This is a genomic window from Mycobacterium paraense (genome assembly GCF_002101815.1).
GTDB classification, from domain to species: Bacteria; Actinomycetota; Actinomycetes; order Mycobacteriales; family Mycobacteriaceae; genus Mycobacterium; species Mycobacterium paraense.
In genome coordinates, this window is the sequence record NZ_LQPM01000013.1 from 303,282 (window position 1) to 324,436 (window position 21,155).

Annotated in this window: 19 protein-coding genes; 5 read left to right on the forward strand and 14 right to left on the reverse strand. The window is 66.1% G+C overall.

From position 1 onward, the window contains the following. Nucleotides 1-6: 6 nt before the first annotated feature. The 4 genes from AWB89_RS13495 to AWB89_RS13510 form a co-directional block, all read right to left on the reverse strand. Entirely contained in the window at nucleotides 7-1,605 is a 1,599-nt protein-coding gene (locus AWB89_RS13495) for a UbiD family decarboxylase (protein ID WP_085174227.1), read from the reverse strand. 36 nt (nucleotides 1,606-1,641) lie between these two features. After that, entirely contained in the window at nucleotides 1,642-2,265 is a 624-nt protein-coding gene (locus tag AWB89_RS13500; RefSeq protein ID WP_085174229.1) for a UbiX family flavin prenyltransferase, read from the reverse strand. Between the two features lie 128 nt (nucleotides 2,266-2,393). Next, nucleotides 2,394-3,236 (reverse strand): SDR family NAD(P)-dependent oxidoreductase, encoded by an 843-nt coding sequence (locus tag AWB89_RS13505; RefSeq protein ID WP_158089826.1) that lies wholly within the window; start codon nucleotides 3,234-3,236, stop codon nucleotides 2,394-2,396. A 129-nt stretch (nucleotides 3,237-3,365) separates the two neighbouring features. Beyond that, complete coding sequence (locus AWB89_RS13510; RefSeq protein WP_085174233.1) at nucleotides 3,366-4,082, reverse strand: nitroreductase family protein; 717 nt, start codon at nucleotides 4,080-4,082, stop codon at nucleotides 3,366-3,368. A 712-nt stretch (nucleotides 4,083-4,794) separates the two neighbouring features. Here AWB89_RS13510 and AWB89_RS13515 point away from each other — a divergent pair. Beyond that, nucleotides 4,795-5,481: a helix-turn-helix domain-containing protein gene (locus tag AWB89_RS13515; RefSeq protein ID WP_142282530.1), complete on the forward strand. Its 687-nt coding sequence runs from the start codon at nucleotides 4,795-4,797 to the stop codon at nucleotides 5,479-5,481. A gap of 30 nt (nucleotides 5,482-5,511) precedes the next feature. Here AWB89_RS13515 and AWB89_RS13520 read toward each other — a convergent pair whose 3' ends face one another. Both AWB89_RS13520 and AWB89_RS13525 read right to left on the reverse strand, forming a co-directional pair. Then, the gene (locus AWB89_RS13520; RefSeq protein ID WP_085174237.1) at nucleotides 5,512-7,134 is read right to left on the reverse strand and encodes a GMC family oxidoreductase; all 1,623 of its coding nucleotides are present in this window, start codon (nucleotides 7,132-7,134) and stop codon (nucleotides 5,512-5,514) included. Continuing rightward, complete coding sequence (locus tag AWB89_RS13525; protein WP_085174239.1) at nucleotides 7,134-7,889, reverse strand: alpha/beta fold hydrolase; 756 nt, start codon at nucleotides 7,887-7,889, stop codon at nucleotides 7,134-7,136. Before AWB89_RS13525 ends, AWB89_RS13520 begins: the two co-directional genes overlap by 1 nt. 429 nt (nucleotides 7,890-8,318) lie before the next feature. Between AWB89_RS13525 and AWB89_RS13530 the strand changes: the two genes are divergently transcribed. Then, nucleotides 8,319-9,263: a GlxA family transcriptional regulator gene (locus AWB89_RS13530; RefSeq protein WP_085174550.1), complete on the forward strand. Its 945-nt coding sequence runs from the start codon at nucleotides 8,319-8,321 to the stop codon at nucleotides 9,261-9,263. Here AWB89_RS13530 and AWB89_RS13535 read toward each other — a convergent pair. The 3 genes from AWB89_RS13535 to AWB89_RS13545 are packed head-to-tail and all read right to left on the reverse strand — an operon-like array spanning nucleotide 9,230 to nucleotide 13,496. Beyond that, on the reverse strand, nucleotides 9,230-9,796 hold the full coding sequence (locus tag AWB89_RS13535; RefSeq protein WP_085174241.1) for a sigma-70 family RNA polymerase sigma factor: 567 nt from the start codon (nucleotides 9,794-9,796) through the stop codon (nucleotides 9,230-9,232). The two genes, AWB89_RS13530 and AWB89_RS13535, sit on opposite strands and share 34 nt — an antisense overlap. A gap of 2 nt (nucleotides 9,797-9,798) precedes the next feature. Beyond that, on the reverse strand, nucleotides 9,799-10,737 hold the full coding sequence (locus AWB89_RS13540; RefSeq protein WP_308206663.1) for an SDR family NAD(P)-dependent oxidoreductase: 939 nt from the start codon (nucleotides 10,735-10,737) through the stop codon (nucleotides 9,799-9,801). A 14-nt stretch (nucleotides 10,738-10,751) separates the two neighbouring features. After that, nucleotides 10,752-13,496: a helix-turn-helix transcriptional regulator gene (locus AWB89_RS13545; protein WP_241520491.1), complete on the reverse strand. Its 2,745-nt coding sequence runs from the start codon at nucleotides 13,494-13,496 to the stop codon at nucleotides 10,752-10,754. Nucleotides 13,497-13,579: 83 nt separating this feature from the next. On the opposite strand from AWB89_RS13545, the gene AWB89_RS13550 reads away from it, so the two are divergent. Beyond that, nucleotides 13,580-14,227, forward strand: a complete 648-nt coding sequence (locus AWB89_RS13550) for a TetR/AcrR family transcriptional regulator (RefSeq protein ID WP_085174245.1) — start codon at nucleotides 13,580-13,582, stop codon at nucleotides 14,225-14,227. 180 nt (nucleotides 14,228-14,407) lie between these two features. Here the strand turns inward: AWB89_RS13550 and AWB89_RS13555 are convergent, their stop codons facing one another. From AWB89_RS13555 to AWB89_RS13575, 5 genes are all read right to left on the reverse strand, one after another. Then, a complete protein-coding gene (locus AWB89_RS13555) occupies nucleotides 14,408-15,058 on the reverse strand; it encodes an HD domain-containing protein (protein WP_085174554.1) in 651 nt (216 codons plus the stop codon). Between the two features lie 14 nt (nucleotides 15,059-15,072). Further along, a complete protein-coding gene (locus tag AWB89_RS13560; RefSeq protein WP_085174247.1) occupies nucleotides 15,073-15,777 on the reverse strand; it encodes a nitroreductase family protein in 705 nt (234 codons plus the stop codon). 17 nt (nucleotides 15,778-15,794) lie between these two features. Further along, nucleotides 15,795-16,430 carry an HD domain-containing protein gene (locus AWB89_RS13565; protein ID WP_174627835.1) on the reverse strand — a complete coding sequence of 212 codons (636 nt, stop codon included), beginning with the start codon at nucleotides 16,428-16,430 and terminating at the stop codon, nucleotides 15,795-15,797. 132 nt (nucleotides 16,431-16,562) lie between these two features. Next, nucleotides 16,563-17,468, reverse strand: a complete 906-nt coding sequence (locus AWB89_RS13570; protein ID WP_085174251.1) for an SAM-dependent methyltransferase — start codon at nucleotides 17,466-17,468, stop codon at nucleotides 16,563-16,565. Further along, on the reverse strand, nucleotides 17,455-18,840 hold the full coding sequence (locus AWB89_RS13575; protein ID WP_085174253.1) for an FAD-dependent oxidoreductase: 1,386 nt from the start codon (nucleotides 18,838-18,840) through the stop codon (nucleotides 17,455-17,457). Before AWB89_RS13575 ends, AWB89_RS13570 begins: the two co-directional genes overlap by 14 nt. Nucleotides 18,841-19,162: 322 nt before the next feature. Here AWB89_RS13575 and AWB89_RS13580 point away from each other — a divergent pair, with 322 nt between their 5' ends. Both AWB89_RS13580 and AWB89_RS13585 read left to right on the forward strand, forming a co-directional pair. Then, nucleotides 19,163-20,107 (forward strand): GlxA family transcriptional regulator, encoded by a 945-nt coding sequence (locus tag AWB89_RS13580; RefSeq protein WP_085174255.1) that lies wholly within the window; start codon nucleotides 19,163-19,165, stop codon nucleotides 20,105-20,107. A gap of 24 nt (nucleotides 20,108-20,131) precedes the next feature. Then, nucleotides 20,132-21,145 carry a TIGR03617 family F420-dependent LLM class oxidoreductase gene (locus AWB89_RS13585; RefSeq protein WP_085174257.1) on the forward strand — a complete coding sequence of 338 codons (1,014 nt, stop codon included), beginning with the start codon at nucleotides 20,132-20,134 and terminating at the stop codon, nucleotides 21,143-21,145. The last annotated feature ends 10 nt before the right edge of the window (nucleotides 21,146-21,155 follow it).

A 21,155-nucleotide genomic window follows, 5' to 3' on the forward strand; every position in this document is an offset into this window, starting at 1 on the left:
GGCGAATCACACCTCGGGGAATCGTTTGCTCAGTTTCTGCAAGGTGAGCATTTCGCGGCCGTCGTCGTCGAGGTAAGGGATGCCGATGCCGTACTCGGCCCAGCGGGCGGCGACTTTGGCCTCCAGCTCGGGTTCGAGCCGGTCGGTGGGCGGGAAGCGGCGCCCGCCCCACTCCGCCCGGGGCGCGATCTCCCAGTTGCGGGTCGCGTCGATGAGGACCCGCGTCCATTGGCCGGTGCCGTATGTGTTGGTGTCGTTCATTTCTGGCGGAGTGGACGGATCGAGCGACGAGCCGATGCCCGGGCCGAAGAACGCGATATCGCCGAGCCCGGCGTTGACGCGATACGACATGGCCCAGTCCAGCGCGACCGGATCGTGGATATCGATGTCCTGCTCAACGACCATGACGTTCTTGTGAAACCACACCGACCCACCGGTACCCCACAGCGCCGAGGCGATCTGTTGCGCGTGCCCGCGGTAGCGCTTCTGGATCTGCACCAGGGTGTTCTGTCCGTTAGTCACCTCGGTCATCCACACGTCGGTGATGCCCCCGATCCCGAGGTCGTCCAGCACATTCCAGGTGATCGCCGACCGGGCGAAGTTGGTGATGCTGTCTTCGTTGAACATCCCCGGCCGAATTCCCTCGAGCGTGCCGCGCAGCACCGGGTCGTTGCGGTGGGTGATGCGGGTGACACGAAGGACCGGCGCCGGCGCCGCCCCACCCAAAAAGCCCGGGTACTCCGCGAACGGTCCCTCGACGACGAACGTCGAGGGGTCGGGGTCGATGAAGCCCTCGACGACGATCTCGGCGCTCGCCGGGACGTGCAGCGGCACGGTTTCACAAGCCACCAGATCGACCGGACGGCCCAGCAGGGCGCCCATCATGTCCCATTCGCAGATGTTCTTCGGAAATGGGCTGCCGGCGCAAAACGGCATGACGTCGTGCCACCCGTAGACCACCGCGACCGGCATGGGCTCGGGTTTGTATTCCTCCATGTGGACGCCCCAACCCTGAGTGGGCACCAACAGCTTCGCGATCTTGTCGTTGTCGACGATCTGGCCGCGATACAGGCCGATGTTGTCTCTGCCGGTCACCTTGTCCTCGGTGACCACGCCGCAGAACGTGTCGATGTAACGGCCGCCGTCGCCCCCGTGCCACTTCGGGACCGGAAACTCCCACAAATTGATGTCGTCGCCTTCGACGATGTTGTCCTTGACCGCACCGGTCTCGACGATGCGCGGTGGGACGGGTTTCTTGAAGGCCTCGCGGAGGTGGCGCACGATGGCCGAATCGCTGGTGCCTTCGGGCAGTCCCAGCATCAACTGAACCTGGCGCCGGCTGCCCAGCGCGGACGTCAAAAGCTTTGTGCACCGGGTATTCTCGTGGCCGACGATATTCTCAAACAGCAACCCAGGCCCGCCCAGGGACAGGTTCGCGCGGGTGATCGCACCGATTTCCTGATCCCAGTCGACGGAAGCGGTGACGCGGCGCAGCTGCCCGGCGGCCTCGAGCGTGGCCAACCAACTGCGCAGGTCGGGCCCGGGGTCCCCGTTTCGCGACTCGATGATGTTGGTGGTTTCGGGCAGGCTTGTCCCAGTGGTCATCTCGTACTCCTCAGAATTTGGGGCCTGTGCTCATCGTCAGTTGCTGACCATCCAGCCTTCGGGCTCCGGGAGGTGTCGATGGCCGTTCACACGTACCGGAGGCTGATCGTCCTTCCAGCGCTGGATCAGGTTGTGCTCGATCCCCAGTTGATCGATGACGCGCCCAACCACCTGGTTCGTCACCTCGTCGACCGAGGCGGGCCGCGTGTAGTAGGCCACCATCGGCGGGAAGATCACGGCACCGGCGCGCGCCAGGTAATGCATGTTGTCCAGATGAATCTCGCTCAAAGGGGCCTCCCGCGCGACCAGCACGAGCCTGCGGCGTTCCTTCAGCGTGACGTCGGCGGCGCGGGTGATCAGGTTGTCGCTGAAGCCGATCCGGATGGCGGCCAGGGTCTTCATGCTGCACGGGCAGACGACCATGCCGTCGGTCCGAAAAGATCCGCTGGAGATGCCCGCGGCAAGATCGCGGGCGCTGTACGCGTGCGAGGCCAGCGCGCGGACCTCCTCGACGCTGGTATCAGTCTCCATCTTGATCGTCGCCCGTGCCCAATCACTGAGAATCAGGTGCGTCTCGACCCCCAGCCGGCCAAGCGCCTCCAGCAGGCGGACGCCCAGAGCGGCACCAGTCGCTCCGGTCATTGCCACGACTAAACGCATCGTCGTCCTCCTTTTAGCGGGCCGTCTGCCCCAAGGGTGCAATCACAGAAGTTTCCAGCGAACCGGCCCACGGTCGCATCCGCCGGTGGCTAGCCACCACCGCGACAAAAATCATCGGTGGGCGTCATCTACACCCGTGACCCGGCCTGCCGCGGCATGGCGGCCGCCGCCGTGCGCATACGCTGCATCACTTTGCCGAGCAGACGCACGCGCAGCCGTCCCGGCAGAAGCGCCAGCGAGGTCACGAGGAACCGCGCGCGAACCCCCGGAATGACGTTGGTGTGCTTGCCCAGCGCGGCCACCGCGGCCTTGGCGACCACCTCCGGCGTAGTGGCTGACCCGTATTGCAGGCCAGCCCGCGCCTCAAACCCGGTATGTACGGGCCCCGCCTCGACCGCCAGCACGTCGATTCCCCGCGGCTTCAACTCGTGATGCAGACCTTCGGCGAGGACGTGGACGTACGCCTTCGTCGCCGCGTAGCAGCTGACCCATGGGACGCCTTGGCGGCCGAGGATCGAGCCGAACAACATGACGCCGCCGCCGCCCCTCTGCCCCATTCGCCGGGCGAACGTATGAGCCAGGCGGGCAACCGCCGTGACGTTGAGGGAGACCATCTCCAGCTGGGACGCCAGCGGCGCATCGGCGAACGGCCCGCTGGTGGCAAACCCGGCGGAAAGGATGACCAGGCCGATGTCGAGGTGGCGGGTCTCCTGCTCCAGTTGATCGACACCCTCTGGTCGCGCGAGGTCCGCCGCGATGGCGAGCGTCTCTACACCATGTGCCGCCGATACGTCCCACGCGATGGTCTGGAGCCGGTCGCGGCGTCGCGCGCACAAAACGACGTTGACGCCCCGAGCGGCGATCTCGGCAGCCAGCGCACGGCCGATGCCGTCGCTCGCTCCCGTGACGAGCGCCCACGGCCCGTACCGGCTGTGAAACCGTTGGTGGCGGCTAATATCTGCGTTCCTCATCGCGAATCGGGCGATCTCTGTGGTTCGACTGCACAGTCTGTGCCATATCGGGCTACGCCAACCCGGGCTTTTCGGCCGTCCATCACACAAAATGCGACAGGGCATGATCGCCCCCAGCGGGAGCACAATTCACTCGGTGTCGCGCCGCAGCTGCCGCAGTTCGGCCTTGACGGGCTTCCCATCGCGCCCGGGCCACAGTGGTTGCGGGACTTCTGCACCGAAAGGCGCGTCCCAATGGTTGCGGGAAGAAACCTCGTGCACCGGATAGCGGTTGGCCGCAACGCCCCATCGGCCGAGCGGGTAGCCGAAGGCCACCATCGCCGACATCGTCCAGCCCTGGTCGGCCGGCACCCCCAAAATCTCGTTGACCTCGTCCCGGAAGTAGCGCAGCAGCGTTGTCATGGCGCCGCCCACGCCTTCGGCGCGCGCGGCCAGCAACGCGCTCCAGATGGCCGGGAAAATGTTGGCGCCGCCATGGTCGTCGATTGCGAAAACGAAGAGCAGCAAGGGGACTTCGTCGAAGTGATCGGCCAGGTAGTTTCCGGACCGGATGATTCGCCGCAGAGTGTCGCTGTGGACGGCGCGGTCTCGGCCCGGTGCCCGCACAGCCATTCTGCCGGTCCTGATCTCTTCCTGTTCAATCTCGCTGGCGCGCCGATACAACTGGCCCAACGCGTGTTTGAGTGGCGGGTCATCGACGACGAGGAAATGCCAACGCTGGGTGTTGCCGCCGCTGGGCGCGCGGATCGCCGCATCAAGGATGCGTGCCTGGGTATCCAGGGGAATCGGATCCGGCCGCATCCGCCGCATCGATCTGGTGGTGTAGAGCGCTTCGTAGACGTCCATTAACAGTCTCCTCTGTGACGGGCCGCAGCGAGTTCGGATCGAGAACGTAGGGGCCCGCCTTGCGCCGCTTTGGGTGCGCTTCCGCGGAATTCATGCGCGACCATGATTGTGTGGTCTCCTCGCAACCGTGAGTCGACGACTGATATCCGCCGATAGGAAACGAATGATCGCTTTCGGCGTCCAGCGGTGCGGAAACCTGAACGTGACCGTAATACCAACGACGGCGCACTCGACCAGCGTTGGTAGCTGCTCAGCATTGCGCCGGCGAGGAATAGCCGTCATAGCCCGCAGTCGGGTTGGAGAACCTCGCTTGCTGTCACGATGTTCTCACTCAAGGTGTGGCGGCGTCGGCAATCGTGGCGTCGCGGGCAACGGTCATAGCCGGCTCAGTGCCCAATGTTCGCTCTCCCTCGTTGACGAATCGTTATGCAACCGAGAACGTCCTGAGAAGTCCTTTTGTGCCGTCTTTCCCACAAAATGCGACATGGCCGGGCTCTGCCGGACGGTCCGAAGATGATCCTGGTGCCTCCGCGCCCAATCGAGCGAATGGCCGTTCCGATGGCCGGAACGACGCGGGTGCAACGCGAGATTTGCGCCAATAGCGCTGTACGAAGGCATATCTGGAAGATCGCGTGCAGGTCTCGGCAGCGAGCTATCGACGGCGTTGTCGATTGGGTCGGCGCTCGAATCGCGGAGTAGATATCATCGCCACGTGGGCTCAGAGCGCTTTGATGAGTTATCGGCCGCTAAGTCGACCGGATCGGCCGAACGGGAATCTTCGCCGAGCAGTGCGTTGCACAGCGCCTTTGTGCTACTCCGGGCGCTCGGCCGGATTCAAAGCCACCCGGTCGGGGTCACACGACTTGCCTCGGAGACGGGTATTCCCAAAACCACCGTGCACAGGCTTCTCGAGCAGCTTGCACAAGAGAACATCGTGCAGCGCGAGGACCGAAAGTGGACCTTCGCGGCGGGGCTTTATGAATTGGACCGCCGACGCCACGATCTGGCCGGCGTGGCCGCACCCCGGGTGCGATCCATGTCGCTGGCCACCAAGGCGTCAATATTCCTGTACGACGCATCGGGAGATCGATTGAGCCCCATGTGCCGCGCGTACGGGTCGGGATTTACCGGCATCTTGAGCCCTGCCCAGCAGGCGCTGGGCGCCGAGAGCCCGGGGTCCGCTGTCTCTCAAGCGCTTTACAGCGGGCACATGGCATCCGAGTATGGGGAAGTGCACCCGGAGTGCTCATGCATCGCGACACCGTTTGCGCTCCCATCGGGAGAGCCCGGGATCGTCGCTTTCGCTCTGCCCATGCGAAAGGACCTCGAATCATTCAAGCGGCCGCTGGACCGAGTCGCCAAACTCATCCAGTCCGACATGCATCGCATGGCGTCGTGACACCGCCGGCTGCGTCCCGGCGCCCGGACGTCATAGGGAGTGCCGGTCTCGGATGCATTCCGCGGCACGTTCACCGATAACGACGCAAGGGGCCATCGTGTTGCCAGAGGTGATGCGCGGCATGACGGAAGCGTCTGCGACCCGCAGGTTTTCCAAGCCGTGCACCCGAAGATCGCTGTCCACCACCGAAAGTGGGTCGTCGCCCATTTTGGCTGTTCCTGAGGAATGCCAGTAAGGAATCACCCCATTTCTGACGAAGGTTCGAAGCTCATCATCCTTTAGGTTCCCAGGCATCACCTCACTCTTGATGAACGGCCGAAGCGCGGCCGAATTCCCCAGCTCCCGGAGGAACTCCACGCACGAGACCGCGAGCTCTAAATCGTCGGGGTGCGATAGGGAGTTGAGGTGCACGCGGACTGGGTCATCGGGCGCCGGGCCGCTCAGGCGGACGGAGCCACGACTACGAGGATGGGTGAGTGAGCCGCACAGCGACCAACACGAAGCGGGCAGTTCGCCGAATCGGGCGGTATTCTCCGGGCTGGCCAGTGGCGCCGCCGCCTGACAGCAGAACAGATCCGGAGCGTCCAAGCCCGGATCGCTCGTCCAGAACAGCTGCGCTTCGCCCTGGTTCGTCGCTTCGAACGGTTGCGGAAACTCGTAGTTCAGCGGCAAACATGAATGATCTTGGAGGTTCTTGCCGACGCCGGGCAGGTGTTGGCGAACCTCGATAGCGAACTCGCGCATCTCGGATGCATCCCCGATACCGGACTGCATCAACACCTTTGGCGTGTTGATCGCCCCCAGCGACAGCACGACTTCCGCACGTGCCGCGACATGTTGCAGTTTGCCATCGCGGCGTACCTCGACGCCGTTGATTCGGTTGCCCTCGATGGAAAGCCGCGCAACCGGGGTTTTGGTAAGGACGGTCAGATTCGGGTTATCCAAGATGGGATAGACATAGGAGCGGAAGATCGACTGGCGTCGCCCATTGACAACGATCACATCGCAAAGGGCCCCGCCGCCGTTGTGCTCCATCATCATGCCGTTGGGATGCGCGAAGGTGGGCAGGCCCATGGCCCGGGCGGCCTCCAATGTCGTCGGGCCGAGACCATCGGGGCTCGTTGCCGGTTGCACTCCCACAGGTCCCCCGCTCCCCCGATACCGGGGATCGGGGCACCCCGCCCAATCCTCGATGCGCCGATAGATTTCGACTACCGAGTCGTAGCTCCAAGCGGAGTCGTTGGCCTCGGTGGCGAAGAAATCCCAGTCCGCCCGGTGGCCACGCGACCACGCCATCACGTTGATGCTCGACCCTCCACCGAGGACCTTGCCCATTGACATCAGCAGCGAGCGGTTGTTGATGTGGGGGTTGGGTTCGCTTCGAAATCCCCAGTCGCGTTCGGTTCCCAGATTCGTCGCCCATAGGGCGGGCACCATCACGGACGCAGTCGCGTCGTGAGTACCCGCTTCGAGGAGAAGCACTGAGACGTCGGGATTTTCGGCGAGTCTTCTGGCGATCACCGATCCCGACGACCCAGACCCGCATACGATGAAGTCGTACTCGGGCTCCAGCGTCGAATATGCGAGTCGCCGCACGTCTTCGCCGACCACCGCTTCGGCATCAGATACGCCACACCGCAACCGTTGTGTCATTACTGATCGCCCTTTGGCACAAGCCTTCGGCTCCTGGGATGACCTATCCGCCGCCAACCGTTGTGGTTAGCCGCCTCCACGATGAGGTCGGTCAGGGCCAACGGCATCGACAGCAGAGGCATGTGATCCGCCGGCAGATGTCGCACGTGTGTGGCACGCGCCGCGATCGCGTTCTGATCGGTGACCGCCCTGTCTTTGTCGCACACGATGTACGTCGAGGGCACGCTGTGCCAGGCAGCGGCGGTCAGGACCTCAGTGACGGCGACGTAGCTGAACGGCCTCATCCGCGCTATTGCGCGATCGGCGTCTTCTCGCGGCACATTGGTGAAGAGAATCTCTTCAGCGTCGTGGGCCGTCATAGTGTCGCCGTCGACGTTCCACCACCAGAGTCTGCCGCTGAGCTGTATCAAGGATTCCCCGATGTCCAATTGAAAGGCGCAGATGTAGATAATGTGGCGGACGTTCGCCAGACCGGCGGCGGCCTGCGACACGACGGCGCCGCCGTACGAATGCGCAACGACGATCACCGGGCGGCCAATTTCCTTGATGCGCTTCCTGACCACGGCAGCGTCGTCGTGCAGCCCGAACCGCGGTCCGCCCAGATCGGCGACGCTCGGCAGATCGACAGTCTGGACCTCCCAGCCGCGCGCGGCGAGCTGAGGCTGCACCTTCTCCCAGCTCCATGCGCCAAGCCAGGCGCCGTGCACCAGCAGGAGCACCGGCGGCGCGGTTTCCTCCGGCAATGTTCTAGTCATTGCGAAAGTCCTTTGGTAACTGCGTATACGGCCGCCACCACGTTCCGTTCTTCTTGTCTACGAGCTCACGCAAGCAGGGACACAGCTATGGATACGCAGCGGTCTGGGTGAAGACCAACTAGGTGTTCCGACTGCCGGAACAAACGGCGGTGGGCGCCAAACACGCGTCGTGACGTGTTATTCAGCGCGGACCGACCAAATTTCTTCTGTTGCAACGCATCGATTCACACGTGTCGACCTCGCGCACCAGTACGACATCGGGCAGCGCGATGTCGGCGATGGTAGCGGCCGACGGATGACCATGGTGTTTTTCCTCCATTCCGGTAGGCAGTGTGTTGCTTGCTTGGGACCCAGACCGTTACGATTTCGCCATCCTTCCCACAACGGCGACACGATGGGCAGGTGGTCGGCGTCAAAACAACACCGCGCGTGGTGGTCATCGTCGTCTTCGACGGGGTGAAGCTGTTGGATGCGGCGGGGCCCGCCGAGGTCTTCGTCGAAGCCAACCGGTTCGGCGCGAACTATTCGCTGGAGATCGCCTCGGTCGATGGAAATGACGTAATCACCTCGATAGGAACGCGGTTCGCAGTCACCCGGAGCATCTCGTCCGTCGAGTCCGCCGATACCGTCGTGGTCGCGGGCGGAGACACGCTGGTCGGCAACCCGATCGATCCCGCGCTCATCGAGGCGGTGAAGACGGTGCCTGCCCGGACCCGGCGGCTGGCGTCGGTGTGCACGGGATCGTTCATCCTGGCGCAGGCGGGGCTGCTCGACGGCCGGCGGGCCACCACGCACTGGCGGCATACCGGACGCCTGGCCCGCGCGTTTCCCGACGTCGGAGTCGAGCCGGATGCAATCTTTGTCCGCGACGGCGACGTGTTCACCTCCGCGGGTGTGTCGTCGGGCATCGACCTCGCGTTGGCGTTGGTCGAATTGGATTACGGCCCCGACTTGGTTCGCGAGGTCGCGCGCGCGTTGGTGGTGTACCTCAAACGCGCAGGCGGGCAATCGCAATTCTCGGTATTGGTTGAGGCCGATCCGCCGCCGGGTTCTCCGCTGAGGGCGGCCACCGACGCGATCGCCGCCGATCCCGCGGCCGACCACAGTGTTAAGAAGCTCGCGAACCGGACGTCTCTGAGTACGCGTCAGCTGACCCGACTGTTTCAGTCCGAACTTGGCACGACTCCGGCACGCTACGTCGAATCGGTCCGGATCGACTTCGCGCGTGCCGCACTCGAAGCGGGCCGGACCGTGACGGATGCCGCGCGTCTTGCCGGTTTCGGCAGCACGGAGACGCTCAGGCGAGCGTTTGTCAATCACCTGGGAATCACCCCCAAGTCCTACCGGGAGAGATTTCGCACGGCTTGTGCTTGAACCATCAGGTGGGCCCGCATTCTTTGCCGACCCCGATGCAGCCGCGACGTTACCGTGCCGACAGGAACGTTCAGAATGGTGGCAATTTCCTTGTACGAGAATCCTTCCACGTCGGCGTAATAGACCGCCAACCGCGAGTCCTCCGGCAGTGCCATGAGGGCTGCTCTAACGGCCTCGCCCGGTAAGGATTCCAACGCGGCAACCTCCGCCGAGTCGCTCGAGGGCCAGTCCCAAGCCAGCACTTCGGTCGGCCGACGCGATTTCTTCCGACACTGATCAATCCAGGTGTTCTGCAGGATTCGGTACAGCCACGCCTTGGTGTTCGTGCCGTCCTGAAACGTATCGAAACGTGCATACGCACGCAGCATCGTTTCCTGCACAAGGTCTTCGGCGTCATGTCTATTCCGCGTCAAATGCAGCGCGCCGGTAAAGAGCGGGTCCAGTAGCGGAATCGCGTCGCGCTCGAACCGCGCGGCGGCCTCCGGCGAGGGGCATGTCGCCTCGATTGAACTCCCGATCGTCGCGGACAACATCGCTAGAGCAGCCCTGCTGGTCTCAACAAATCCGACAGTCCGAGACGATGCAGCATCTCGGCCCTGAGCCGGTCGAGGACCGCGAAGCCGACATCGGCCCCATCTTGCGCCGGATCGACGTGAACGCGAAAGGGGCGCCGCCCGAACGGAGTATCGACGACCGCGACGATGGCATCGGCAACCGCAGAGACGTCGGCGTCCGGAGGCACGATTACCTCGAAGGCTTCCCGAACCCGGAGTCCAAAACCCCCATACGGTCCCGCCTCATACTCGTCGACCACCGCTCGGTCGGCGGGTGCGCCGGCCCATGCGAAGTGATTGGTGCCGCTGGTGAATGCGCCGGGAACGACGATGGAAGTCTCGATGCCCCAACGGCTTAGCTCGCGGGCGTACGCCACGGCCAGCGCGTCCATCGCGGCCTTGGCGGCGAAATACGGCGCCAGATAGGGCGGCGTGCCCCCGGCGGAACTGCTGCTGGACACCCACACCAGCAATCCTCGGCGCTGTCGCCGCATGTGGGGCAACACCGCCCGATTGACTCGTTGCGTGCTCACCACGTTGACGTCGTACAGGTCGGCCAGTTGTTGCGGGCTGAACGCCTCGGCCGGCCCGAAAGCCATGTGCCCCGCGTTGTGCACCACCACGTCGATACGGCCGTTGGCGTTGAAAACCTTGTCGATCGCGGCATCGACCGAGGGCTGCGACTGCACGTCCATTTCCACAGCCCGCAGCTCGACACCGTTGTCCTTGGCGAAGTATTCGACCGCCTCCACCTGGAGCGCGTTGCGCCCGGCGGTATCGCGCATCGACGCATAGACCGTGTGGCCCGCCAGCGCCAGCGCCTCGGCGCTCAGCCGGCCGAACCCGCTCGACGCGCCGGTGAGAACTACGACGTCTCGACCCATGAACAAAGCTTGCGGTAGGCGAGACGCTTGTCGCATCCGCCGGTGGCCAGTCAGAGAACCCGGTCGAGCTGGCTGCGCGAGACGATGTCCATCTTGGCGAACACTTTTCGCAGGTGATATTGGACGGTTCGCGCGCTGATGAACAGCCGCGCCCCGATCTCGGGGTTCGACAGCCCGTCGCGGGCCAACCGCGCGATCTGGGCCTCCTGCGCGGTCAGCTGCTCTCCGCTCGTTTCGGCGGTGCGCTTGCGGGCTGTCTCGCCGGTCGCCCGAAGCTCGCGCGCGGCCCGCTCGGCGAAGGCGGCCATCCCCATCGCCTCGAACATGCCGTGCGCCTGGCGCAGCTGAGCCCGGGCGTCGGTACGACGGCGCTGACGGCGCAGCCACTCGCCGTACAGCAGGTAGGTGCGCGCGAGCTCGGACCGCATACGGGTGCGACGGAGCCGCTCGATCGCGTCGCAGTAGAGCACCTCGGCCTCGGCTCCGCCGAAGAGCAACGCCCGCGAACGCGCTTCCACACCCAGCGCCCAATCGGTCCCGCTGGCGCGGGTCGTCTCGGCGAGCCGGTTCAGGGTCTCAGCGGCCAAGTCGTTCCTTCCGCAGCGCACGGCCGCCTCGACGAGTTCAACCCAGGCAAATAACGCTCCGCCGAGGTCCGTCACGCGCCCGGCGGCGCTCCGTGCCGCGGCCATCGCGGCCTTGTAATCACCAATTCCGTTGTTCAGCACCGCATCCGCACGCTCCGCGATGGTCAGCCCGATACCTTCGCCGCGGCGTGTGACGTCTTTGGTGGTCGCATCGATCAGCGCCGATACTTCCGCGGTCTGACCGCGATACGCGGCAAGGAGCAGTGCGCCGTAGGGGGCCAGGCCGGCGCCGGTTGCGTCCGTCACCTCACGCACTTCCTGAACGAGAGTCTCCGCGGCGGTGAGATCGCCGGCGAATTGAAGCATCACCGCGCGCGTGCTCAAGGCGAGGGGCAGTTCGGTTAGCGCGCCGGTAGCTCGGGCCACCTCGACGTGGTGTGCGGAAACCAAATCCCAGCCTCGGTCATCCCAGATGTCCAGCGCGGCGATGCTCGCCAGCCACAGACAGAGCAAGTCCTCGCCGGGTGACGCCAGGGCAGCGTCGACTGCACGACGGAATTTCGGCACGCTTTCTGCGTAGCCGTCGGCGAAGCGCGCGACGAATCCGTCCAAGAGCAGATCGGGTAGGCAGTCATCCCGTAGCCGCGGTGATACCCGAGCGGCGCGCGCTACCTCCGTGACCCCGCAATCGCCCGCCAGTCGCCCGGCGAACATCGCCGCCGACATCGCCTCGAGATACGTTGCGCGGGAAAGCGCTACATCGGTCGTCTCCAGCCGCTCGGCGGCCCTCAACAGCAGCGGCGGAGCGTCGCTGCCGCGGTTGGTGACAAACGCCAATTGGGCGCGGATGAGATCGACCCTGGCGCGCTGGGAGTCGCTCATCTGCCCGGTCTCTGCCCGGGCGATCAGGTCCAACGCCGCGTCGAAGGCGCCGGCTTCCGCCTTGGCCGCCGCGGCGTCGAGCGCCCGCTGCACACGCCCGGCGGGGTCGACCGTCAAAAACGTTGCGCGCTCGAGAAATGCGGCCGACGCGGCTATTCCCCCACGCGCACGGGCCCGTCCGGCCGACCGTTCCAGCTCGTCGGCGACGTCGTCGTTCGGCTTGGCGGTGGCCTGCGCCAGGTGCCAGGCGCGCCGGTCGCGGTCCGACGGTGCGTCCGTGACCTCCGCGAGGGCCTGATGCGCCCGCTGTCGTTGCTGCACTGGCGTCGAATGGTAGGCCGCCGAACGGGCCAGCGGGTGCCGGAACGACACGCGATCGCCGAACTCGGCCACGCCCGCGTCGACCGCCGGCTCCGCGGCGTCGGCGTCGATCCCGAGCCACTCCGCCGCTTGCCAGATCAGCGCCGAATCGCCGGTTGGCTCGGCCGCCGCCAGCACCAACAGTTGGCGCGTCGAGTCAGGCAAAGCCGTGATGCGGCGCCGAAAGCTTTCCTCGACGGTTCCTGAAACCCGCGCGGCGCCGGGCAACCCGAATCCGCCCGCCAGCTGTTGGGCAGTGAGTCCGCGCGGTAGTTCCATTAGCGCCAGTGGGTTCCCGTGCGTCTCGGCGACGATCTGATCGCGCACCTGCGGGTCAAGCGGTCCGGTCAGCGCCGAATCGAGCAGCGCGCGCGCCTCCGCATCCTGCAGCCCACCGATCGCGAGGTGCGGCAGGGCGGTCAGATCCCGGCCGGGCACGCGCGCGGCAAAAATCAGGCCGACGGATTCGGCCACCAGGCGCCGCGCGACCAGCGCGAGCACCTGGGCCGAAGCGTGGTCGAGCCACTGTTCGTCGTCCACCAGGCAAATGAGCGGCCGCTGGTCGGCCCCCTCGGACAGCAAACCCAACACGGCCAGCCCGATGAGAAACCGGTCCGGCGGCGGGCCGGTAACCATGCCGAACGCCGTCCGAAGCGCATCGCGCTGCGGCTCGGGTAATCGATCCAAGAGATGGAGCATCGGCCCACACAATTGATGCAGCGCCGCGAAGGCCAGCTCCATCTCGGACTGCACACCAGCGGCACGAACCACGTTGCAGCCCAACGCCCGCGCACTAACGTAGTCCAGCAACGCCGATTTTCCGATGCCCGCCTGGCCGTGCAGGACGAGCGCACGGCTCTGCCCGGCGAATATCGCCTCGACGAGCTGGTCGAGGACCGCACATTCCGCCTGCCGGCCGATCAACCGCACCGTTACACCGCACTCCGCCTCTGTCAGCGTCCGCAAATTTGTGCGTGTCACTGAAGCCGGGGTCGTATTGGTCAGAGATATCCTATAGCGAAATTTGAAGCTGTCCAGCCGAGGGAGCTATGACAGGCGGGAACGAGTGGGCACCGGCCAAGCCGACTCGCCGCTATCAATCGGCGGTCCGGACGAAGGCCGCGCTCGGTACCCGCCGAAAAATTCTCGACACCGCGATGCGCTTGTTCCTCGAGTATGGCTACGGCAAGGTGACCGTGGGGGACATCGCGACCGGCGCATCGCTGGCGCTGCCTACCGTGTATGCCAGCACGGGCGGCAAGGCCGCCATCCTGGGCACGCTGATCGACGAGGCGATGCGCGACCCGATCGTGGAGGAGACGCTTTCGGCCGTTCGTAAGAGCGAGTCCGGCGCAGAGGTTCTTAAAATCGCCGCTCACGGAATCCGCGTGGACAACGAGCGTTATCACGACATCGTGCAAGTGATGAAAAAAGCTGCGGCCGTTGACGAGCCGGCAACCCACGTCCTTCGCCAGTCCGATGCGGGGTATCGGCAAGCCTTCGGTCAGATCGCGGGGCGGCTGCGAAAGCTCAAAGCGCTTCCGAGAGAGATGACCGAAGCGCGGGCGACCGACGTCCTGTGGTTTTGCTTCGGGCACGAGGCATGGCATTTCCTGGTCGCTGACCGCGACTGGTCCTGGGACGAAGCCGAGCACTGGTTGTTATCCCAGGCCGCCGGGGCATTGAACCGCCGCTAACCTGACTCGCCGGAGAAGCCCGGCATGACGATTCCGTACGCGGCGTTTTGTTCGGGCGTGTGGGAGTCCTTCACCGGCGTTATTCCGGCCGTCTCTCCCGATGGATCTGACGTTTGGCCCCCGCATGAAGGCGATTGGTAACCGGTGCCCGGGGAGTCGTGGACCACCCAGCCGGTTTCGCTACTCGGGCCAGGTGTTATCGAGGATGATCTCGACGAAATCAGCGCGGACGAACGTCGGGTCGAAGTGTTGCAGCACATCCGCGTTGACCGTGCCGAAGGTGCTGTCTGGGCGGTGCTTCATCCCGTCGTTGAACGCCGCCAGGATCCGCCTCTTGAAATCCGGCCGCGGGTGGGCGGCGGTCACCGCGGCGAGCGCCTCGGGGGAAAGGTCTTCCCGGCCGATGCCCAGCACGTCGGTCTCCACACCCGCGGTGACGCAGGCGATCTCGGGCGCGAGGAACTCGGGCACGCCGGGCGTGGTGTGCAGGGCGATGCTCAGCCACACCTTCTCGGCGTCGGCCTTGTCGACGCCATGCTGAAGCAGGAATTCACGCGCCGCGTTGGCGCCGTCGACCTCGAAGCGCAGGGTGGAGCCGCGGTAGCGCTCGGTGAGACCCAGGTCGTGGAACATCGCCCCGGCGTAGAGCAGTTCCAGGTCCGGCTGCAGTCCGCGGCGCCGGGCCTGGAGCGCGCCGAACAAAAAGACCCGTCGGGAATGGTCGAACAGCAGGTCGTTTTCGGCGTCGCGGATGTATTCGGTGATCTCGCGCACCAGCTCGGTGTCGGGTATCGCGATGTCGGCGATGGTCTGCGGAGTCTGGATGGGCATGATCTCGTCTCCTTTCATCCCACGGCGGCCAGGCCGGCCGTCGTCTCGGCTTGGGGCGACCACAGCGGCTGCGGCACCTCGACACCGAATGGCGAATCCCAGCGGTTGCGCGACGAAACCTCGTGCACGGGGCGGCGATTGGCTGCCACGCCCCACTTTCCCCGCGGGTAGCCGAGGGTCAGCATGGCCGACATCTTCCAGCCCTCCTCGACGGGCACGCCCAGCAACTCGTTCACCTTGTCGCGGAAGTTGTTGAGCACCATCGTCATGACGCCGCCGACGCCCTCGGCCCGGGCGGCGAGCAAGGCGCTCCAGATCGCCGGGTAGATGTTGGCGCCGCCGAGGTCGTCGATGGCGAAGACGAAGAGCAGCAGGGGAACATCTTCGAAATGGTCGGCCAGGTAGTCCCCCGAGCCCTTGATTCGGCGCATGGTTTCGGCGTGGGCGGCTGCGTCGGCACCGGGCGCCGGCGCCGCCATCGGTCCCTGACCCGCCTGGAACTTTTCGTATTCCAGGGCGCGGGCCTGGCGGAACAGCCGGGCGAACTCGTGGATCAGTTCCCGATCGTCGACGGCCACGAAGTGCCAGCGCTGGGTGTTGCCGCCGTTGGGCGCGCGAACGGCCGCATCGAGGATGCGCGCCTGCACGTCCAGCGGGACCGGGTCCGGGCGTAGCCGCCGCATCATCCTGGTGGTGTACAGCGCCTCGTGGATCTCCATTTGTCTGCTCCTTTCCGCTATTCCGGCCAGCTGCTGCTGAGGACGGAGTCGACCATGTTCGCCGGCGTGAAGGTGGGGTCGAAGTGCGCGAGCACGTCGGCGTTCATGGTGCCGAAGGTGGAGGCCGGGCGGTGCTTCATGCCGTCGTAAAAGGCCGTCAGAATGCGGTTTTTGAAGTCGGGACGCGGGTGGGCGGCGATCACCGCGTCAATATCCGCTGGAGCCAGGGCCTCCCGGCCGACGCCGACCACGTCCGTCTTGACCCCGTCCGCCAACAGGGCGATCTCCGGGTCCAGGCGGCCGGGAACCTCGGGGGTCGAGTGCAGCGCGATGCCGAGCCAGACCTTGTCGGCCCCGGACTGCCCGAGGCCGTGTTCGAGCAGGAACTCGCGCGCCGCGTCGGCGCCGTCGGTCTCGAAGCGCTGGGTCGACGCCCCGTAACGGGCGGTGAGGCCGAGGTCGTGGAACATCGCGCCGACGTACAGCAGCTCGAGGTCCGGCTGCAGGCCACGGCGGCGACCGTGCAGCGCCCCGAACAGGAACACCCGCCGCGAGTGGTGGAAGAGCACATCGTCTTCTGCGCTGCGAATGTAGTCGGTGGCGTCCCGGACGAGCTCGGTGTCGGGTATGGCGATGCCGGCGATGGTGTCCATTGCTTGAGTGGACATGCCCGCTCCTCCCTCATTGGCTTGGGCCCAGTTTGCGCCGCCGCAAGGGGCATCCACCACAGGGTTGCGGCCGCTTTTCCCACAGAATCCGACACGCATCGAGGGCTGCCGCGCAGGTCAGGCGCCTCCGAGAATGGCGGTCAGGTAGCTGATCGCCCCCTGCCCGCCGGGACCGGTGTCCATGTCGCCCGCCAGCACCCCGGCGGCGCTGAGGAGGTCGGTCAGGCTGCGGGAGCTCGTGGTCCAGCCGCGACTTTGCAGGTGCTTTTCGGCGTCGTTGCGGTCATGCGAATAGGTCAGGCCGGCGAAGTCCGCCTCGACGCCGTGCTGCCGCCAGGTCGCCGCGAGATTCTGCATCAACGATCCGACCGACACCGAATCGCGCGGCAGGTGGTCGGCGGCCAGTTGACTGCCCGGCGCACTGAGACCGGTGATGTGGTCGAGCATCCGATCCTGCGCCTCGCCGGGAAGATATCCGATCATCAGCCCCTCGAGCAGCCACGCGGCGGGCATCGCGACATCAAAACCCGCCTTCTGCAGAGCCGTTGGCCAGTCGTGGCGCAAGTCGATTCCCACCGGGCGCAGTTCGGCGGCAGGCGCCGCCCCGAGCTCGGACAGCGTCGAGTTCTTGAACGCGAGCACGGCGGGCTGATCGATCTCGTAGACGACGGCGCCGGCTGGCCACGCCAAGCGGTAGGCGCGCGAGTCCAATCCCGAACCGACGATCACGGCCTGACGGATGCCGGCCGCCGTCGCCTGCGGGAAGAAGCCGTCGAAGAACCGAGCGCGCACGGCGAAAAAGTCTGCCACCCAACCGCTTCCGATATCGGAGAACTCGAGGTCTCCGCTGGCCAGCCCCGCGAACAGATCGACGCCGGTGGCGCGCACCAGCGGTTCGGCGAGCGGGTCACTGATGATCGGATTCACCCGGCGGCTTGCCGCAGCCCTGGCCGAGGCGACCATCGTGGCGGTCACGCCCACACTCGTGGCCAGATCCCACGTGTCGTTGTCACTTCGTTGCATGGTGGCCTTTGCTCGTGGGGTACAGGCGCTTTCGCGGTTTGGCGATCATGTGCAGCATCGTCGACGGGTGGTACAACTCGGCGCGGGGGCTGACCATGTTCATCATCCGCAGGAATTTCTGCACGATCACCGGCTCGGTCTCCGCGGCGGACAGCATGCGGTCGATGAATGCGTTGGTGAACCGCACCGGCATGGTTCGATGTCCGGCTATCTGCGGCAGGGCCAGGTCCGAGCTCACGGCGGCCCGCCATGCCACGCCGATCTCCTTGGCGGCGAGGCCGAAGAACCGCCCCGGTAGGTCTTGCCCGTCTACTTCAAGACAGCCACGCAGAATCAGCGCCTCGATGGCTGCAACCGACATTCCCTGGCCGTAAAGAGGATTGAACTTGCACATGGCGTCGCCCATCACGATCAGACCGTCGGGCGTGCGCGCCAGCCTGTCGTAGCGTCGCCACCGGTTGGAAGGAAACTTGTACTGCGCGACGTCGGTGAGTGGCTCCGCGGACCGCGCGGCTGCCAGGGCTTGTGGGGGCGCGATGTCGGTCAGGCTGTTGAGCAGAGCGGCGCGATCGGTGGGCGTCGGCCGCCCGGCCAGCGTTTGGACCGCAAGCACGTAGGTGTCGTTTTCACCCCCGAACATCGCGAATGCCATGGGGCGGCCGGGCTCGGCCGCGTTGATGATGAAGTTCTCCCGCAATGTTCCCGGCGCTACATAGACCCGCATGCTGGCGTACGTGACGTGCACCATCAATTTGTCTTCGCGCGGACGGCGATAGCCGAGTTGCTCGAGAAACAGTGGTGCCCGCGAGCCACGCCCAGTGGCGTCCACCACGAGATCCGCCGCGAGGGTCTGCTCGGCCCCGGAGTCGCGCGGAGCCAACACCACGCCGGTCACGCGCTGACCCTGTGGCGTCGACGTCAGCCGCACCGCGTCGTGGGCATCCAGGAACGTCACGTTGGGAATGGAACGGACGCGGCGACGCAGATGCCACTCGAGAAATGGCCGGTGCGCATGGTGAATAACGATGGACTCGGGCTCGGGGACCCTGCCGGAACGAAGCAGCGGGTGCCCGGCGAAGGTCAAGCAGAGCCGCGATAGGTCGCCGTCGTTCCAGACGCGTGCGCCGCCGGCGACCAGCTCGTCCAGGAAGCCGGGAAACAGCCCGTCCATGATCCCGGCCGCCCTGGTCGGCAGGGTGTGAGGTTGAGCGCCCTGCGGCACTCCGCGACGCATGACTGGCCCCTCCGGGAGGGCGTCGCGCTCGACCACGGTGACGTTTTCGTAGAAGTCGGAAAGTATCCGCGCGGCCAGCAATCCACTGATGCTGGCCCCGAGAACCACTGCGGTGTCCCGGTATTCAGACGAGTTCATACCCACGCTTTCGGTTTGGTTTCGCCACCGATCCGATGTCGGTGCTGCGCTGAGGTGGCGGCATGCGAAGTCGAGGCCGGCCAACCGGCCTCGATACCTGTTTCGCCGCACCCCGTCGAGCGGCCCTTGAAAAGTGTGCGGTGGCGGCCGCTCGCGCACCGATGCGATTTCGGACGGCTATCACTTGATTCGCGACATCACAGGGCCGGGCCGCCGGCGTTTACCGAGGCCGGGTGCGGTCGTTGGTCGGCGCCGTGGCGGCTGCGACATTTTCCCCACGGATTGGGACAATGGGCCGGTGACGCAGGCCGGGTCGCGAGTAATGGTGATCGTCGTCTTCGACGACGTGACCATGCTGGACGTCGCGGGAGCGGGTGAGGTCTTCGCCGAAGCCAACCGGTTCGGCGCCGACTATCGGCTCAAGATCGCGTCGGTGGACGGGCGCGACGTGACCACCTCGATCGGCACCCGGCTGGGCGTCACCGACGCCATCTCGTCGATCGAGGCCGCCGACACCGTCATGGTCGCCGGCAGCGACAACCTGCCCAGGCGGGCGATCGATCCCGAGCTCGTCGACGCGGTCAAATCGGTCGCCGGCCGCACCCGGCGGCTCGCGTCGATCTGCACCGGGTCGTTCATCCTGGCTCAGGCCGGGCTGCTCGACGGCCGGCGCGCCACCACGCACTGGCACGACGCCCGGTTGTTCGCCCGGGCCTTCCCCGGCATCACCGTCGAGCCGGACGCGATTTTCGTCCGCGACGGCGACGTGTTCACCTCGGCCGGGGTGTCGTCCGGCATCGACCTGGCGCTGGCGTTGGTCGAGATGGATCACGGCACGGAGTTGGTCCGCGAGGTGGCCCGGTGGCTGGTCGTCTACCTCAAGCGCGCGGGCGGCCAATCGCAGTTCTCGGTGCTGGTGGAGGCCGACCCGCCGCCGCAGTCGCCGCTGCGCAAGGTCACCGACGCCATCTCGGCCGACCCCGCGGCCAACCACGACGTGAAAACCCTTGCCGCGCGGGCGTCGTTGAGCACCCGGCAGCTGACCCGGCTCTTCCAATCCGAACTCGGCACGACACCGGCGCGCTACGTCGAGATGGTGCGCATCGACGCCGCCCGGGCGGCGCTCGACGCCGGCCGCAGCGTCACCGAGACCGCGCGCCTGGCGGGGTTCGGCAGCACCGAAAGCCTCCGCCGGGTCTTCGTCGATCAACTCGGCGTCTCACCGAAGGCCTACCGGGAGAGATTCCGCACGGCGTCGCGCGGCTGAAGCCGTCCGGCATACTGTTCCGCCATGCACATCGACGTGATGACGGTCCCGCAACCGCTGGACAAGATCGGCGACCTGGCCCGTCGAACCCAGGCCGCCGGTTTTTCCGGGATGCTGTTGACCGAGACCGGACGCACGCCCTACCTCAACGCCGCCGTCGCCTCCCAGGCCGCGCCCGGCCTGGAGCTGTCCACCGGCGTCGCGGTGGCCTTCCCCCGCAGCCCCTTCGTCACGGCCGCCACCGCCTGGGAACTGCAGGAGTCGACCGGCGGAAAATTCCGGCTCGGCCTCGGCACCCAGGTGCGCACGCACGTGGTGCGGCGCTACGGAATGGCCTTCGAGCGGCCCGGTCCGCGGCTGCGCGACTACGTGCGCGCCGTCAAGGCGTGCTTTTCCGCGTTCCGAACGGGCAAGCTCGACCACCACGGCGAGTTCTACGACCTGGACTTCATCACCCCGCAGTGGAGCGCCGGACCGATCGACGCGCCCGACCCGAAAGTCGATGTGGCCGCGGTGAATCCGTGGATGCTGCGGATGGCCGGCGAAGTCGCCGACGGGGTCCACGTCCACCCGCTCGGCGAGCCGGGCTATCTGACCCGTCACGTCGTGCCCAACGTCGCGGCGGGAGCGGCCAGGGCCGGACGCTCCCCGGCCGACATCGCCATGATCGTGCCGGTGATGACGATCGTCGGCGACACCGACGAGGAGCGCGACAGCGAACGCGAGTCGGTGCGGGCCAGTATGTCGTTCTACGGCAGCACACCCAACTACGCGTTCATTTGGGACGAGGCGGGATTCGAGGGCACGACGGCCCGCATCCGCGAGAAGCAGAAGGCCGGGGACTTCGCCGGCATGGCGGCCCAGATCACCGACGAGCACATCGCCGCGTTCGCCACCGAGTCGACGTGGGACGGGCTGGGCGACGCGCTGGCCGAAAAGTACGCGGCCGTCGCGACGCGGCTGGTGCTCTACAACGCGCTGGGCAACCACGAACGCTTCGAGCGCTACGGCGAGGTGGCGCGGCGGCTGAGGGCCTGAAAGGCCTGAA

What these genes read in the sequence shown, in the direction of transcription:
- AWB89_RS13555 (WP_085174554.1), bottom strand. Translation starts at nt 15,058, where the DNA reads ATGCCCATCCAGACTCCGCAGACCATCGCCGACATCGCGATACCCGAC.
- AWB89_RS13580 (WP_085174255.1), top strand. Translation starts at nt 19,163, where the DNA reads ATGGTGATCGTCGTCTTCGACGACGTGACCATGCTGGACGTCGCGGGA.
- AWB89_RS13520 (WP_085174237.1), bottom strand. Translation starts at nt 7,134, where the DNA reads ATGACACAACGGTTGCGGTGTGGCGTATCTGATGCCGAAGCGGTGGTC.
- AWB89_RS13565 (WP_174627835.1), bottom strand. Translation starts at nt 16,430, where the DNA reads ATGGACACCATCGCCGGCATCGCCATACCCGACACCGAGCTCGTCCGG.
- AWB89_RS13575 (WP_085174253.1), bottom strand. Translation starts at nt 18,840, where the DNA reads ATGAACTCGTCTGAATACCGGGACACCGCAGTGGTTCTCGGGGCCAGC.
- AWB89_RS13500 (WP_085174229.1), bottom strand. Translation starts at nt 2,265, where the DNA reads ATGCGTTTAGTCGTGGCAATGACCGGAGCGACTGGTGCCGCTCTGGGC.
- AWB89_RS13550 (WP_085174245.1), top strand. Translation starts at nt 13,580, where the DNA reads ATGACAGGCGGGAACGAGTGGGCACCGGCCAAGCCGACTCGCCGCTAT.
- AWB89_RS13535 (WP_085174241.1), bottom strand. Translation starts at nt 9,796, where the DNA reads ATGTTGTCCGCGACGATCGGGAGTTCAATCGAGGCGACATGCCCCTCG.
- AWB89_RS13510 (WP_085174233.1), bottom strand. Translation starts at nt 4,082, where the DNA reads ATGGACGTCTACGAAGCGCTCTACACCACCAGATCGATGCGGCGGATG.
- AWB89_RS13495 (WP_085174227.1), bottom strand. Translation starts at nt 1,605, where the DNA reads ATGACCACTGGGACAAGCCTGCCCGAAACCACCAACATCATCGAGTCG.
- AWB89_RS13560 (WP_085174247.1), bottom strand. Translation starts at nt 15,777, where the DNA reads ATGGAGATCCACGAGGCGCTGTACACCACCAGGATGATGCGGCGGCTA.
- AWB89_RS13525 (WP_085174239.1), bottom strand. Translation starts at nt 7,889, where the DNA reads ATGACTAGAACATTGCCGGAGGAAACCGCGCCGCCGGTGCTCCTGCTG.
- AWB89_RS13570 (WP_085174251.1), bottom strand. Translation starts at nt 17,468, where the DNA reads ATGCAACGAAGTGACAACGACACGTGGGATCTGGCCACGAGTGTGGGC.
- AWB89_RS13585 (WP_085174257.1), top strand. Translation starts at nt 20,132, where the DNA reads ATGCACATCGACGTGATGACGGTCCCGCAACCGCTGGACAAGATCGGC.
- AWB89_RS13505 (WP_158089826.1), bottom strand. Translation starts at nt 3,236, where the DNA reads ATGAGGAACGCAGATATTAGCCGCCACCAACGGTTTCACAGCCGGTAC.
- AWB89_RS13540 (WP_308206663.1), bottom strand. Translation starts at nt 10,737, where the DNA reads ATGCGACAAGCGTCTCGCCTACCGCAAGCTTTGTTCATGGGTCGAGAC.